Origin of the sequence: Streptomyces sp. HNM0645 (genome assembly GCF_030056615.1) — a bacterium.
Lineage (GTDB): Bacteria > Actinomycetota > Actinomycetes > Streptomycetales > Streptomycetaceae > Streptomyces > Streptomyces marianii.
Genome location: NZ_JASHLT010000023.1, coordinates 69679 through 83400, shown reverse-complemented (window position 1 = coordinate 83400; position 13722 = coordinate 69679). Strand labels below are relative to the sequence as shown.

At 71.4% G+C, this 13722-nt stretch carries 13 protein-coding genes; 6 read left to right on the top strand and 7 right to left on the bottom strand.

Annotated elements, in window-relative coordinates; translation table 11 throughout:
- Positions 1 to 9: 9 nt before the first annotated feature.
- The 5 genes from icmA to QMZ92_RS18615 all read right to left on the bottom strand — a co-directional run bounded on the left by icmA (position 10) and on the right by QMZ92_RS18615 (position 3577).
- Entirely contained in the window at positions 10 to 1710 is a 1701-nt protein-coding gene (gene icmA, locus QMZ92_RS18635) for a coenzyme B12-dependent isobutyryl-CoA mutase large subunit (RefSeq protein WP_283298493.1), read from the bottom strand.
- 73 nt (positions 1711 to 1783) lie between these two features.
- On the bottom strand, positions 1784 to 2116 hold the full coding sequence (locus QMZ92_RS18630; protein WP_283298492.1) for a DUF3817 domain-containing protein: 333 nt from the start codon (positions 2114 to 2116) through the stop codon (positions 1784 to 1786).
- A gap of 88 nt (positions 2117 to 2204) precedes the next feature.
- On the bottom strand, positions 2205 to 2714 hold the full coding sequence (locus QMZ92_RS18625) for a MarR family winged helix-turn-helix transcriptional regulator (protein WP_283298514.1): 510 nt from the start codon (positions 2712 to 2714) through the stop codon (positions 2205 to 2207).
- Positions 2715 to 2942: 228 nt separating this feature from the next.
- Entirely contained in the window at positions 2943 to 3236 is a 294-nt protein-coding gene (locus QMZ92_RS18620; RefSeq protein WP_283298491.1) for an MTH1187 family thiamine-binding protein, read from the bottom strand.
- Complete coding sequence (locus QMZ92_RS18615) at positions 3233 to 3577, bottom strand: DUF3817 domain-containing protein (RefSeq protein ID WP_283298490.1); 345 nt, start codon at positions 3575 to 3577, stop codon at positions 3233 to 3235. Before QMZ92_RS18615 ends, QMZ92_RS18620 begins: the two co-directional genes overlap by 4 nt.
- A 180-nt stretch (positions 3578 to 3757) precedes the next feature.
- On the opposite strand from QMZ92_RS18615, the gene QMZ92_RS18610 reads away from it, so the two are divergent.
- From QMZ92_RS18610 to QMZ92_RS18595, 4 genes are all read left to right on the top strand, one after another.
- Positions 3758 to 4390 (top strand): AIM24 family protein, encoded by a 633-nt coding sequence (locus QMZ92_RS18610; protein WP_283298513.1) that lies wholly within the window; start codon positions 3758 to 3760, stop codon positions 4388 to 4390.
- The gene (locus QMZ92_RS18605; RefSeq protein ID WP_138053074.1) at positions 4390 to 5040 is read left to right on the top strand and encodes an AIM24 family protein; all 651 of its coding nucleotides are present in this window, start codon (positions 4390 to 4392) and stop codon (positions 5038 to 5040) included. The genes QMZ92_RS18610 and QMZ92_RS18605 overlap by 1 nt, the downstream gene beginning before the upstream one ends.
- Positions 5037 to 5810 carry an AIM24 family protein gene (locus QMZ92_RS18600; protein ID WP_283298489.1) on the top strand — a complete coding sequence of 258 codons (774 nt, stop codon included), beginning with the start codon at positions 5037 to 5039 and terminating at the stop codon, positions 5808 to 5810. The genes QMZ92_RS18605 and QMZ92_RS18600 overlap by 4 nt, the downstream gene beginning before the upstream one ends.
- 118 nt (positions 5811 to 5928) lie before the next feature.
- A complete protein-coding gene (locus tag QMZ92_RS18595; RefSeq protein ID WP_138053076.1) occupies positions 5929 to 6405 on the top strand; it encodes a MarR family winged helix-turn-helix transcriptional regulator in 477 nt (158 codons plus the stop codon).
- A 419-nt stretch (positions 6406 to 6824) separates the two neighbouring features.
- Here the strand turns inward: QMZ92_RS18595 and meaB are convergent, their stop codons facing one another.
- Positions 6825 to 7781: a methylmalonyl Co-A mutase-associated GTPase MeaB gene (gene meaB / locus QMZ92_RS18590; protein ID WP_138053077.1), complete on the bottom strand. Its 957-nt coding sequence runs from the start codon at positions 7779 to 7781 to the stop codon at positions 6825 to 6827.
- A 26-nt stretch (positions 7782 to 7807) separates the two neighbouring features.
- The gene (locus QMZ92_RS18585) at positions 7808 to 9010 is read right to left on the bottom strand and encodes an acetyl-CoA C-acetyltransferase (RefSeq protein ID WP_283298488.1); all 1203 of its coding nucleotides are present in this window, start codon (positions 9008 to 9010) and stop codon (positions 7808 to 7810) included.
- 148 nt (positions 9011 to 9158) lie between these two features.
- Here QMZ92_RS18585 and mce point away from each other — a divergent pair, with 148 nt between their 5' ends.
- The gene (gene mce, locus QMZ92_RS18580; protein ID WP_283298487.1) at positions 9159 to 9599 is read left to right on the top strand and encodes a methylmalonyl-CoA epimerase; all 441 of its coding nucleotides are present in this window, start codon (positions 9159 to 9161) and stop codon (positions 9597 to 9599) included.
- 166 nt (positions 9600 to 9765) lie between these two features.
- On the top strand, positions 9766 to 13716 hold the full coding sequence (scy, locus tag QMZ92_RS18575) for a polarized growth protein Scy (RefSeq protein WP_283298486.1): 3951 nt from the start codon (positions 9766 to 9768) through the stop codon (positions 13714 to 13716).
- Positions 13717 to 13722 lie beyond the last annotated feature (6 nt).

Below are 13722 nucleotides of genomic sequence, written 5' to 3'. Positions count from 1 at the left end.
GGCCCCGGCTCAGAAGCCGGCGGGCTCGGTGTACGTGCCCCACTCGTCCCGCAGTGCGTTGCAGATCTCGCCGAGCGTGGCCTCGGCACGGACTGCGTCGAGCATCGGCTCGATCATGTTCGAGCCGTCGCGGGCGGCGGCCAGCATCCTCTCCAGCGACGCCTTGACCCGGGCGTCGTCGCGGCGGGCCTTGCGATCGCCCAGGATGCGGACCTGCTCCCACTCGACCTCGTGGCTGACGCGGAGGATCTCCAGGTCGCCGGTGACGGAGCCGTGGTGGACGTTGACGCCGACGACCCGCTTGTCGCCCTTCTCCAGCGACTGCTGGTAGCGGAAGGCCGACTCGGCGATCTCGCCGGTGAACCAGCCGTCCTCGATCCCGCGCAGGATGCCGGAGGTGATGGGCCCGATGGGGTGCTTCCCGTCCGGGTGGGCGCGCAGTCCGCGTTCCTTGATCTGGTCGAAGATCTTCTCGGCGTCCGCCTCGATGCGGTCGGTGAGCTGCTCCACGTACCAGGCGCCGCCCAGCGGGTCGGCCACGTTGGCGACGCCCGTCTCCTCCATCAGCACCTGCTGCGTACGCAGGGCGATCTCGGCGGCCTGCTCCGACGGCAGTGCCAGCGTCTCGTCCAGTGCGTTGGTGTGCAGCGAGTTCGTGCCGCCGAGGACGGCCGCGAGGGCCTCGACGGCCGTGCGCACGACGTTGTTGTACGGCTGCTGGGCGGTCAGCGAGACACCGGCCGTCTGGGTGTGGAACCGCAGCCACTGCGCCTTGTCGGTCTTCGTCCCGTAGACCTCCTTCATCCAGCGCGCCCAGATGCGGCGGGCCGCTCGGAACTTGGCGATCTCCTCGAAGAAGTCCAGGTGCGCGTCGAAGAAGAAGGACAGTCCGGGCGCGAAGACGTCCACGTCCAGGCCCCGGCTGAGGCCGAGTTCCACGTACCCGAAGCCGTCGGCGAGCGTGTACGCCAGCTCCTGCGCTGCCGTCGCCCCCGCCTCGCGGATGTGGTAGCCGGAGACGGAGAGCGGCTTGTACGCCGGGATGTCGCGGGCGCAGTACTCCATCAGGTCGCCGATGAGGCGCAGATGGGGCTCCGGCTCGAACAGCCATTCCTTCTGGGCGATGTACTCCTTGAAGATGTCGGTCTGGAGCGTGCCGTTCAGGACGCCCGGGTCGACACCCTGCCGCTCGGCGGCGACGAGGTACATGCAGAAGGCGGGGACGGCGGGACCGCTGATCGTCATCGAGGTGGTGACGTCGCCGAGCGGGATGTCCTTGAAGAGGACGTCCATGTCGGCGGCGGAGTCGATGGCGACACCGCAGTGGCCGACCTCGCCGAGGGACCGCGGGTCGTCGGAGTCGCGCCCCATCAGCGTCGGCATGTCGAAGGCGACGCTGAGCCCGCCGCCGCCGGCGGCCAGGATCATCTTGTACCGCTCGTTGGTCTGCTCGGCGTTGCCGAAGCCGGCGAACTGGCGGATGGTCCAGGTGCGGCCGCGGTAGCCCGTCGGGTACAGACCGCGCGTGAACGGGTACTCGCCCGGCCATCCGATCCGCTCGAAGCCGTCGTAGGTGTCGCCGGGCCGGGGCCCGTAGACCGGCTCGACCGGATCACCGGAGAGCGTGGTGAAGTCGGCGTTCCGCTTCTTCGCGGAGTCGTAGCGGGCCTGCCAGCGGCGGCGGCCCTCCTCGATGGCGTCAGCGTCCATACCCACGAATTTACTAGGACGTCCTAGTAAATGTCGATGGCAGACCGCCGTACGCATGCGTACGGCGGAGTGACTACGCCTTGACGGCCGCCGGCTCCGACTCGCTGACCAGCGGCGCTACCGAACGTGTGACGTTGCGCTCGACGAAGAAGGCGACGAAGGGGATCGTCCCGGAGAGCAGCACCCACAGCAGCCTGCCGAACGGCCACTTGGCCTTGGAGCCGAGGTCGAAGGCGAAGACCAGGTAGATGATGTAGAGGACGCCGTGCGCCTGGGAGACGGCGAAGGTGATGTCCTCACCCGTGCCGAACCCGTACTTGAACACCATGCAGGTGCACAGCACGAGCAGCATGACGGCGGTGACGTAGGCCATCACCCGGTAACGGGTCAGGACGCTCTTCTTCATGGCGATGAGGGTAACGGTCCGCTTTGGGCGATCTTCCGGTGGGTCGGCCCTCCGCCGAAGCGGCGCTGCACACGTCCGCCGAGGCCGGTCAGCCTTCTTCGAAGTCGTGCGCCGCGACCCTCAGCGGCCGCAGCAGCGCGAAGATCTCCGCGCACTCCTCGGTGTCGTAGGCACCGAGCCCGAAGTCCATCTCCATGAGGTCCCGGGTGGCCGCCTCGACGACCTCGCGGCCCTTGTCCGTGATGGAGGCGAGCGTGCCGCGGCCGTCGTTGGGGTTGGGCCGCTTGGCGACCAGACCGGACCTCACCAGACGGTCCACGGTGTTCGTGACGGAGGTCGGGTGGACCATCAGCCGCTCACCGATCTTGGACATCGGCAACTCCCCGGCCTTGGAGAAGGTGAGCAGCACCAGCGCCTCGTACCGGGCGAAGGTCAGCCCGTACGGCTTGACCACGGCGTCGACCTCGGCGAGCAGGATCTGGTGGGCCCGCATGATCGAGGTGATCGCGGCCATCGAGGGCACGGGGCCCCAGCGCTGCTGCCAGAGCTCGTCGGCTCGGGCGATGGGGTCGAAGGGAAGGCTGAGCGGCTTCGGCACGGCATCGACCTTACCCACTGGTCACATGCTGGTCAGCCCTGTCTCGCCCTTCGGTCGTCCCCCGCCCGCGGCACGGCCGCCTCCCGCCGCGCGATCCGCCGCAGCCGGCGCCGCACGCCACACGGCGGACGGCGGCACGACAGATGGCGCACGGCACCGGGCACCGGGGGTGACGCGGTTCAGGCCGTTCAGCCGGGGACCGCGTCCGAGATCGCGGGACGGTGCCGATCAGGCGGACAGGTGGCGTTCCACGGTCTCGACCTTGCTCGTCAGACCGTCCGTGACGCCCGGCCTGACGTCGGCCTTGAGGACGAGGGAGACGCGCGGGGCGCGCGCCTCGACCGCGGCGACGGCGCGCCTGACGACGTCCATCACCTCGTCCCACTCGCCTTCGACCGAGGTGAACATCGCGTCCGTGCGGTTCGGCAGTCCGGACTCGCGGACGACGCGGACCGCGTCGGCGACGTACTCGCCGACGTCCTCGCCCACGCCGAGCGGGGTGACGGAGAAGGCGACGATCACGCGTTCACCTTGCCCTCGCGGCGGGCGCGGGAGGCGATGACCGCGTCAGCGGCGGCGCGCTTGAGCTTGCGGTCGGCGAAGAAGCCGCCGAACGGCACCACCGACAGGACGAAGTAGACCGCGGCCGTCCTGACGTCCCACTTGGTGCGGTTCCAGGCGTCCAGCCAGAAGAGCACGTACAGGATGAAGAGGACGCCGTGGATCGCACCCATGACCGGGACCGCGTTGAACTCCGTCGTGCGCTTGAGCACCGAGCAGACGAGCAGGAGGAGGAAGGACACGGCCTCGGGACCGGAGACGAGCCGGAGGCGGTGGAGGGCGGAGGCGGTCTTGATGTCCACGGCGGGCACCTTCGGGGGGAGGGGGCGATGGTCTTGTGAACGGACGCACAAGCTTAGCCATTCTGACACCGCGTTTTTCCCGCCCTTTACCCGGGTGGCCTCGGGGTCGAGTCAGGGTCGTGTTCATTCCCGGGGGCCTGTCCGAACACGCGGCCCGCCCAGTACCTTCACCCCGTGGCAATGTTCCGACTTCAAGGCAGCAAAGTGCTCGCCGTCGACATGACCGGGGACTCCGTCAAGGCGAAGAACGGGTCCATGGTCGCGTACGACGGCCACATGGACTTCAGGAAACTGTCCGGCGGCGGTGAGGGCATCCGCGGCATGGTGACCCGCCGCCTCACCGGCGAGCAGATGACCATGATGGAGGTGAAGGGCCAGGGCACCTGCTATTTCGCCGATCGCGCCTCCGAGATCAATCTCGTCTCCCTGCACGGCGACAAGCTGTACGTCGAGTCGAGCAATCTCCTCTGCACGGACGGCGGGCTGCGCACCGGCACCAGCTTCACCGGACTGCGCGGCGGCGCGACCGGCAACGGACTGTTCACGACGACCGTCGAGGGCACGGGCCAGGCCGCGATCATGTCGGACGGCCCGGCCGTGGTGCTGCGCGTGACGCCCCAGTACCCGCTCTCCGTGGACCCGGGCGCCTACATCGCGCACCAGGGCAGCCTTCAGCAGCAGTTCCAGTCCGGGGTCACCTTCCGCACGCTCATGGGCGAGGGCGGCGGCGAGGCCTTCCAGATCCGGTTCGAGGGCGACGGGCTCGTGTACGTGCAGCCGAGCGAGCGGAACACCATCGGAGGGGACGTCTGATGCCGTTCCGCGAGATCAATTCGAAGATGGTCGAGGCGACGGTGGTCCCCGGCCAGAAGATGTACAGCCAGCGGGGCGCGATGCTCGCCTACAAGGGCGACGTCTCCTTCACCCCGAACATCGCCGGCGGCCAGGGCGGCCTGATGTCGATGATCGGCCGGCGGGTCGCCGACGAGGCGACGCCGCTGATGACGGTCGAGGGCTCGGGCACGGTCATGTTCGGCCACGGCGGCCACCACATCCAGGTCATCGGCCTCACCGGCGACACCCTGTACGTCGAGGCCGACCGGCTGCTCGCCTTCGACGGCACTCTGCAGCAGGGCACGATGTTCATGGGCTCGCAGGGCGGGGTCATGGGGATGGTGCGCGGCCAGGTCACCGGTCAGGGCCTGTTCACCACCACCCTGAAGGGTCACGGCGCCGTTGCCGTCATGGCGCACGGCGGGGTGATCGAACTGCCGATCACACCGGGCCGGCCGGTCCATGTGGACCCCCAGGCGTACGTCGCGCACCACGGCGACGTACGGAACAAGCTCTCCACCGCGCTGGGCTGGCGCGACATGGTGGGGCGCGGCTCGGGCGAGGCGTTCCAGCTCGAGCTGAGCGGCAGTGGTGCGGTGTACGTCCAGGCGTCGGAGGAGAAGCTGTGAGCACGCCGGTGATTCATGATCCGATGACGCTGCCGAGCGACGACAACGTCAATCCGTACACCTTCTGCGTGGAGCTCAAGGGCTCCCAGTGGTTCCTGCAGAAGGGGAAGATGATCGCCTACTACGGGCGGATCGACTTCAACGGGATCGGCCACGGCCGGCTGGACCGGCTGATGCGCACCAGCTTCCACTCGCCGCTGCACGCGAGCGACTGGGTGGTGGCCGAGGGCAGCGGCAAGATGCTGCTCGCGGACCGGGCCTTCGACGTCAACTCCTTCGATCTGGACGAGGGCAATCTGACGATCCGGGCCGGGAACCTGCTGGCGTACCAGCCCTCGCTGGCCCTGAAGCAGTCGATCGTTCCCGGATTCCTCACGCTGATCGGCACGGGGAAGTTCGTCGCGGCGTCGAACGGCCCCGTGGTCTTCATGGAGCCCCCGATCCGGGTGGACCCGCAGGCGCTGGTGGGCTGGGCGGACTGCCCTTCGCCGTGCCACCACTACGACCACGGGTACATGAGCGGGGTGATGGGCGGTCTGCGCCAGCTGTCCGGGATCGGCGGAGCCTCGGGCGAGGAGCACCAGTTCGAGTTCGTCGGCGCGGGCACGGTGCTGCTGCAGTCGACCGAGGCGCTCGTGCCCGAACAGGCGACCGGCGCGGTGCCGCATGCGGACGGGGTGCCGGGCGGCGGCCACGGCGCCGGTCAACACGGCTCCACCCCGCGCCTCCCCGGTCAGCTGGGGGACCTCCAGCGCCGCTTCGGCTTGTGAGCGGTAGGCTGCGGAGTGTGACGTCGAACGTCTGCGCCCTTCACGGGGGACTCGGGGTGTCGGATGTGACCGTCCCCGCCTTCGTCCGGATTTCAACTTCTTAGGGTAGTATCCATATATGGAGACCGAGACGGCCACGCGCTGGCTGAGCGATACGGAGCAGTGCGCCTGGCGCACCTACCTGGATGTCAACAGACTGTTGACATACCAGATGGAAAAGGATCTGCAACCGTTCGGCCTGACCAACAACGACTACGAGATCCTCGTCAACCTCTCGGAGTCCCCCGAGCGGCGCATGAGGATGAGCGACCTGGCGGCGGCCACGCTGCAGTCCAAGAGCCGACTGTCCCACCAGATCACCCGCATGGAGAACGCGGGCCTGGTGCGCCGGGAGAACTGCGAGTCCGACCGCCGCGGGTTGTACGCAGTGCTCACCGACCAAGGCATGGAGACCATGCAGAAGGTCGCGCCGCACCACGTCGAGTCCGTGCGCCAGCACTTCATCGACCTGCTGTCCCCGGAGGCGCTCGCCGACCTCCACGAGTCCCTCAAGCCGGTGGCGGAGCACCTGCGGGGCCGCCGCGGCAGGGTCTGACCGGACCCGCACGAGCCGCTGACGCGGGCTCCGGCCCTGTGGTCGGGACGTCCGCACGCGCAGCGCGCCGCGCCGCCTCACCACGTGCCTTGGGGGAATGGGCACGGGGGCCGGCGCGGTGCGGGTGTGCGGGACGGGCGTGCGGGGCTCGGACCCGCGCGGCCCCTTCCGGTGCGCCCCGGCCGGGCGCCGGTCCCACCGGCCGCGGGTCGTGCGGAACTCAGGGCTCAGGACGCCAGGGGCAGGCGGAGCACGAACAGAGCGCCGCCGCCGGCCGCCGTACACCTCGACGACGTTCGAGTCGCCGTCATGGACGCGGGCGGCGATGCACCGGCGAACGGCCGCCCGGGCGGAGCCCCGGAACCCGCTCCGCGGGCCGGGGAGGCCGCCGTCCGGCCACGTGGCCGGACACGCGCCGGTCAGTCGCCCGTCAGGCCCGCGACCAGTTCGTCAGCCGCCGCGTACGGGTCCAGTTCGCCCGCGACGATGCGCTCCGCGAGCGCGCCCAGGCGGCGATCACCGCGGAGGTCGCCGATGCGTTCGCGGAGGGCCGTGACCGCGATGGTTTCCACCTCGTGCGCGGCGCGGCGGGCGCGGCGCTCGGCGAGGACTCCGTGCTCCTCCATCCAGGCGCGGTGCTTCTCCAGGGCCTCGACGACCTCGTCGACGCCCTGCGCCCGCGCGGCGACCGTCTTCACGATGGGCGGACGCCAGTCGCCCGGCCCCCGGGACTCGCCCAGCCCCAGCATGTGGTTCAGCTCGCGGGCGGTGGCGTCGGCGCCGTCGCGGTCCGCCTTGTTGACCACGTACACGTCGCCGATCTCCAGGATCCCCGCCTTCGCGGCCTGGATGCCGTCGCCCATGCCGGGCGCCAGCAGCACCACGGACGTGTCGGCCTGGGAGGCGATCTCCACCTCCGACTGGCCGACGCCGACCGTCTCCACGAGCACCACGTCGCAGCCGGCCGCGTCGAGGACGCGGATCGCCTGCGGCGCGGCCCAGGCGAGTCCGCCGAGATGGCCGCGGGTGGCCATCGAGCGGATGTAGACCCCCGGATCGGAGGCGTGGTCGGACATCCGCACCCGGTCCCCGAGCAGCGCACCGCCGCTGAACGGGGACGACGGGTCGACGGCGAGCACGCCCACGCGCTTGCCGGCCTTCCGGTACGCCGTCACCAGCGCCGAGGTGGACGTGGACTTGCCGACCCCAGGCGAACCGGTCAGGCCCACCACGTACGCGCCGCCGGTCAGCGGCGCGAGCTCCGCCATGACCTCGCGGAGCTGCGGGGACGCCCCCTCGACGAGTGAGATCAGCCGGGCCACGGCCCGCGGCCTGCCCTCCCTCGCCTGGGCGACCAGCTGGGGGACGTCCACCATCGTGCGTGCTCCGATCTCTGCAGGACTTACTTCGCCGGTACGCGGACGATCAGCGCGTCGCCCTGACCGCCGCCGCCGCACAGCGCCGCCGCGCCGGTCCCGCCGCCGCGCCGCTTCAGCTCCAGCGCCAGGTGCAGCACGATGCGCGCGCCGGACATGCCGATCGGGTGGCCGAGGGCGATCGCGCCGCCGTTGACGTTCACCTTTTCCGGGGATACCCCAAGGTCCTTCATCGACTGCACGGACACGGCGGCGAACGCCTCGTTGATCTCGATGAGGTCGAGGTCCGAGACCTCCAGGCCGTCCTTCTTGAGGGCGTGCGCGATGGCGTTGGACGGCTGGGACTGCAGCGAGTTGTCCGGGCCCGCGACGTTTCCGTGGGCACCGATCTCGGCGATCCAGTCCAGGCCGAGCTCCTCGGCCTTGGCCTTGCTCATCACGACCACGGCGGCGGCGCCGTCGGAGATCTGCGAGGAGGTGCCGGCCGTGATCGTGCCGTCCTTGGCGAACGCGGGGCGCAGCTTGCCGAGCGACTCGACGGTGGTCTCGGCGCGGATGCCCTCGTCCTTGCTGAAGACGACCGGCTCGCCCTTGCGCTGCGGGATCTCGACGGGCGTGATCTCGGCCTCGAACAGGCCGTTCTTCTGCGCGGCCGCGGCACGCTGGTGGGACAGCGCGGCGATCTCGTCCTGCTCGGGGCGGGCGATGCCGAGGCGGGTGTTGTGCTTCTCGGTGGACTCGCCCATGGCGATGTCCTCGAACGCGTCGGTGAGGCCGTCGTGCGCCATCGCGTCGAGCATCTCGATCGCGCCGTACTTGAAGCCCTCGCGGGACTTCGGGAGCAGGTGCGGTGCGTTGGTCATGGACTCCTGGCCGCCGGCGACGACGACGTCGAATTCACCCGCACGGATCAGCTGGTCGGCGAGGGCGATCGCATCCAGGCCGGACAGGCACACCTTGTTGATCGTGAGGGCCGGGACGTTCATGGGGATGCCGGCCTTGACGGCCGCCTGACGGGCCGGGATCTGCCCGGCGCCGGCCTGCAGCACCTGGCCCATGATCACGTACTGCACCTGGTCACCGCCGATACCGGCCCGGTCCAGCGCGGCCTTGATGGCGAAGCCGCCCAGATCGGCACCGGAGAAGGACTTCAGCGAGCCGAGCAGCCGTCCCATGGGTGTACGCGCCCCGGCGACGATGACGGATGTGGTGCTGTTCGTTCCAGTCATGAGAGGGGATCCCCTTCCAGCGCGGCGGCTGAGGAGTGAACGAGGGTTTACTCGAACTGTACTGAGCGGTATGCGCTCGGGTCACCGGGCAGCCGGTGTGATCGCGCGCACGTTGCGTAACCACCGCCGGGAGCGCTGCACTGGAACCATGCTGACGCGAATCGACCACATCGGGATCGCCTGTCTCGACCTCGACAAGACCGTCGAGTTCTACCGGGCCACGTACGGCTTCGAGGTCTTCCACACGGAGGTCAACGAGGAGCAGGGCGTGCGGGAGGCCATGCTCAAGATCAATGAGACCTCGGACGGCGGCGCCTCCTACCTCCAGCTCCTGGAGCCCACCCGCGAGGACTCCGCGGTCGGGAAGTGGCTGGCCAAGAACGGCGAGGGGGTCCACCACATCGCCTTCGGCACGGCGGACGTGGACGGTGCCGCCGGCGACATCCGGAACAAGGGCGTACGGGTGCTCTACGACGAGCCGCGCATCGGTTCGATGGGCTCCCGGATCACGTTCCTGCACCCCAAGGACTGCCACGGCGTCCTCACCGAACTGGTCACTTCCGCCGACCCCACCTCAGCGGAGCACTGACCGCCGGGATTCCCGGCCCGGTAGAGTGGGCCGCTCCGGGCCGGGGCCGGGCCGGGGCCGCGCCGCGTCCTCGTGACTGATCTGACACCATTTCCCCGGGGGGCCGTTCAGGCGAACGGTGCTCGTCTGTAGAGAGTTGCGACCAGGGGACGGATGGGACCGCGCAGTGCGGGGCTACGAACGCCAGGAGAGCCACCGAGCTGACGACGACCACCTCTCGCGGTTCGAAGCCGAGATGGACCGGCTGAAGACCGAGCGGGAGAAGGCCGTCCAGCACGCCGAGGACCTCGGATACCAGGTCGAGGTGTTGCGCGCCAAGCTCCACGAGGCGCGTCGCACCATCGCGTCCCGTCCCGCGTACGACAGCGCCGACATCGGCTACCAGGCCGAGCAGCTGCTCCGGAACGCCCAGATCCAGGCCGACCAGCTGCGTTCGGACGCCGAGCGGGAGCTGCGCGAGGTCCGGGCCCAGACACAGCGCATCCTCCAGGAGCACGCCGAGCACCAGGCCCGCCTGCAGGCCGAGTTGCACGCGGAGGCGAACCAGCGCCGCCAGCGCCTCGACCAGGAACTGGCGGAGCGCCGGCAGACCGTCGAGGCGCACGTCAACGAGAACGTGGCCTGGGCCGAACAGCTCCGCGCCCGCAGCGAGTCCCAGGCCCGTCGGCTCCTGGACGAGTCGCGCGCCGAGGCCGAGCAGGGCCTCGCCGCCGCCCGCGCCGAGGCCGCGCGGGTCGCCGAGGAGACCCGGCAGCGGCTCAGCTCCGAGGCGGAGTCCGCCCGCGCCGAGGCGGAAGCCGTCCTCCTGCGCGCCCGCAAGGACGCCGAGCGCCTGCTGAACGCCGCCTCCAGCCAGGCCCAGGAGGCCACCAGCCACGCCGAGCAGCTGCGCTCGGCGACGACCGCCGAGTCCGACCAGGCCCGCCAGCAGGCCGCGGAGCTCAGCCGGGGCGCCGAGCAGCGGATGCAGGAGGCCGAGGACCGGCTCCGCGAGGCGCGTGCGGAGGCCGAGAAGGCCGTCGCCGAGGCCAAGGAGACCGCGGCCAAGCTGCTCGCGAGCGCCGAGTCGGCGAACGAGCAGCGGGCCAGGACCGCCAAGTCGGAGATCGCCCGGCTCGTCGGCGAGGCCACCAAGGAGGCCGAGAACCTCAGGAGCGAGGCCGAGCAGGCGCTGGCGGACGCCAAGGCCGAGGCGGAGAAGCTGGTCGCGGAGGCGTCGGACAAGGCCCGTACGGTCGCCGCCGAGGACTCCGCCGCCCAGCTCGCGAAGGCGGCGCGAACCGCCGAGGAGGTCCTGAACAAGGCGTCCGAGGACGCCAAGGACACCACCCGCAAGGCCGTCGAGGAGGCCGAGCGGATCCGCCGCAAGGCCGAGGCGGAGGCGGACCGGCTGCGCGCCGAGGCCCATGACACGGCCGAGGAGCTCAAGGGCGCGGCGAAGGACGACACCAAGGAGTACCGCGCCAAGACGGTCGAACTGCAGGAGGAGGCCCGGCGGCTGCGCGGTGAGGCCGAGCAGCTGCGTTCCGAGGCCGTCGCCGAGGGCGAGCGGATCCGCAGCGAGGCGCGCCGTGAGGCCGTCCAGCAGATCGAGGAGGCGGCGAAGACCGCCGAGGACCTGCTGACGAAGGCGAAGGCCGATGCCGACGACGTGCGGTCCAAGGCCACCACGGACAGCGAGCGCGTCCGCACCGAGGCCATCGAGCGGGCCACGACCCTGCGCCGCCAGGCCGAGGAGACGCTGGAGCGCACCCGTACCGAGGCGGACCGGCTGCGTACCGAGGCCGAGGAACAGGCCGAGGAGACGAAGGCAGCGGCCGAGCGCGCCGCCGCCGAGCTGCGCGAGGAGACCGAGCGCGGCGTCGCCGCCCGCCAGGCCGAGGCCGCGGACGAGCTGAGCCGGCTGCACTCGGAGGCGGAGGCGCGTCTCGCGTCGGCCGAGGAGGCGCTGGCCGAGGCACGCGCGGAGGCCGAGCGGATCCGCCGCGAGGCCGAGGCGGAGGCCGAGCGGCTGCGCACGGAAACGGCCGATCGCAGCCGTACGCTCCTGGAGCAGGCCGAGCGGGAGGCCGAGCGGCTGCGCACGGAGGCCGCCTCCGACGCGTCGGCCTCCCGGGCCGAGGGCGAGGCCGTCGCCGTGCGGCTGCGCACCGAGGCCGCCACGGAGGCCGAGCGGCTGAAGTCCGAGGCGCAGGAGACCGCCGACCGGGTCCGCGGCGAGGCCGCAGCGGCCGCCGAGCGGGTCGGTCAGGAGGCGTCCGAGGCGCTCGCCGCCGCCCAGGAGGAGGCCAACCGGCGTCGCCGCGAGGCGGAGGAGATCCTCGGCGCGGCCCGTGGCGAGGCCGACCAGGAGCGGGAACTGGCCCGCGAGCAGAGCGAGGAGCTGCTCGCCGCCGCCCGCAAGCGGGTCGAGGACGCCCAGACCGAGGCCCAGCGGCTGGTGGAGGAGGCGGACCGGCGCGCCACCGACATGGTGTCGGCCGCCGAGCAGACCGCCCAGCAGGTGCGGGACTCGGTGTCCGGTCTGCAGGAGCAGGCCGAACAGGAGATCTCCGGGCTGCGCAACGCCGCCGAGCACGCGGCGGAGCGCACGAGGACGGAGGCACAGGAGGAGGCGGACCGCGTCCGCGCCGACGCCTACGCCGAGCGGGAGCGGGCCACCGAGGACGCCAACCGCGTCCGGGCGCGCGCCGACGAGGAGGCGGAGGCCGCCAAGTCGCTCGCCGAGCGGACCATGAACGAGGCGATCACCGAGTCGGACCGGCTGCGCACCGAGACCTCGGAGTACGCCCAGCGGATGCGCACCGAGGCGGCCGACGCGCTGGCCTCCGCCGAGCAGGACGCGGCACGGGCCCGGGCCGAGGCCCGTGAGGACGCCAACCGGATGCGTTCCGAGGCCGCGGCCCAGGCCGACCGGCTCGTGGCCGAGGCCACGAGCGAGTCCGACCGCGTCACGACCGAGGCGTCCGAGCTGCTGTCGCTCGCCGAGCAGGACGCGGCCCGGCTGCGGGCCGAGGCCGAGCAGGTCAAGGAGGAAGGCGCGCGCGAGGCCGAGGAGCTGCGCGCGTCCGCCCGGGCGGACGGCGAACAGGTCCTGGACGAGGCCAGGAAGTCCGCGGACAAGCGCCGTGCCGACGCTGCCGAGCAGGCCGACCAGCTCATCGCCGAGGCGGGCTCCGAGGCGGAACGGCTGCGCGCCGAGGCGGCCGACACCGTGAGCACCGCCCAGCAGCGGGCGGACCGCGTCAGGGCCGAGGCGGAGCGGGTCCGCGAGGAGGCCGAGCGCGCCGCCGAGCAGATGCGCTCGGAGGCCCGCGAGGAGGCCGACCGCACGCTCGACGCCGCCAGGAAGGACGCGGCCAAGCGCCGCGCGGACGCGGCGGAGCAGGTCGACCAGTTGATGGCCAAGGCGCAGGAGGAGGCGCTGCGTGCCACGACCGATGCGGAGTCGCAGGCGGACACCATGGTCGGCGCGGCCCGCAAGGAGGCGGACCGGCTGGTCGCCGAGGCCACCGTCGAGGGCAACTCCCTGGTCGAAAAGGCTCGTACGGACGCCGACGAGCTGCTGGTGGGGGCGCGCGGCGACGCGACCGCCATCCGGGAGCGCGCGGAGGAGCTGCGCAGGCGCGTCGAGAACGAGGTCGAGGAGCTGCACGAGCGGGCCCGCCGGGAGTCCGCCGAGCAGATGAAGGCCGCGGGCGAGCGCTGCGACCAGTTGGTGAAGGCCGCGGAGGAGCAGCAGGCCGAGGCGGGGGCGAAGGCCAAGGAACTGGTGTCGGAGGCCAATTCGGAAGCCGGCAAGGTGCGCATCGCCGCCGTGAGGAAGGCGGAGGCGCTGCTCAAGGAGGCCGAGCAGAAGAAGGCCGGGCTGGTCCGGGAGGCCGAGAAGGTCAAGGCGGACGCGGAGCGCGAGGCCGAGCGCATGATCGAGGAGGGCAAGCGGGAGCTGGACGTGCTCGTGCGCCGGCGCGAGGACATCCAGGCGGAGATCTCCCGGGTGCAGGACGTGCTGGAGGCGCTGGAGTCGTTCGAGGCTCCGACAGGCAAGGACGGCGGGGTCAAGGCGGGGGCGTCAGCCGGGGTTACACGTTCGAGTGGCAAGTCCTCCGAGAGCTAGCCACCC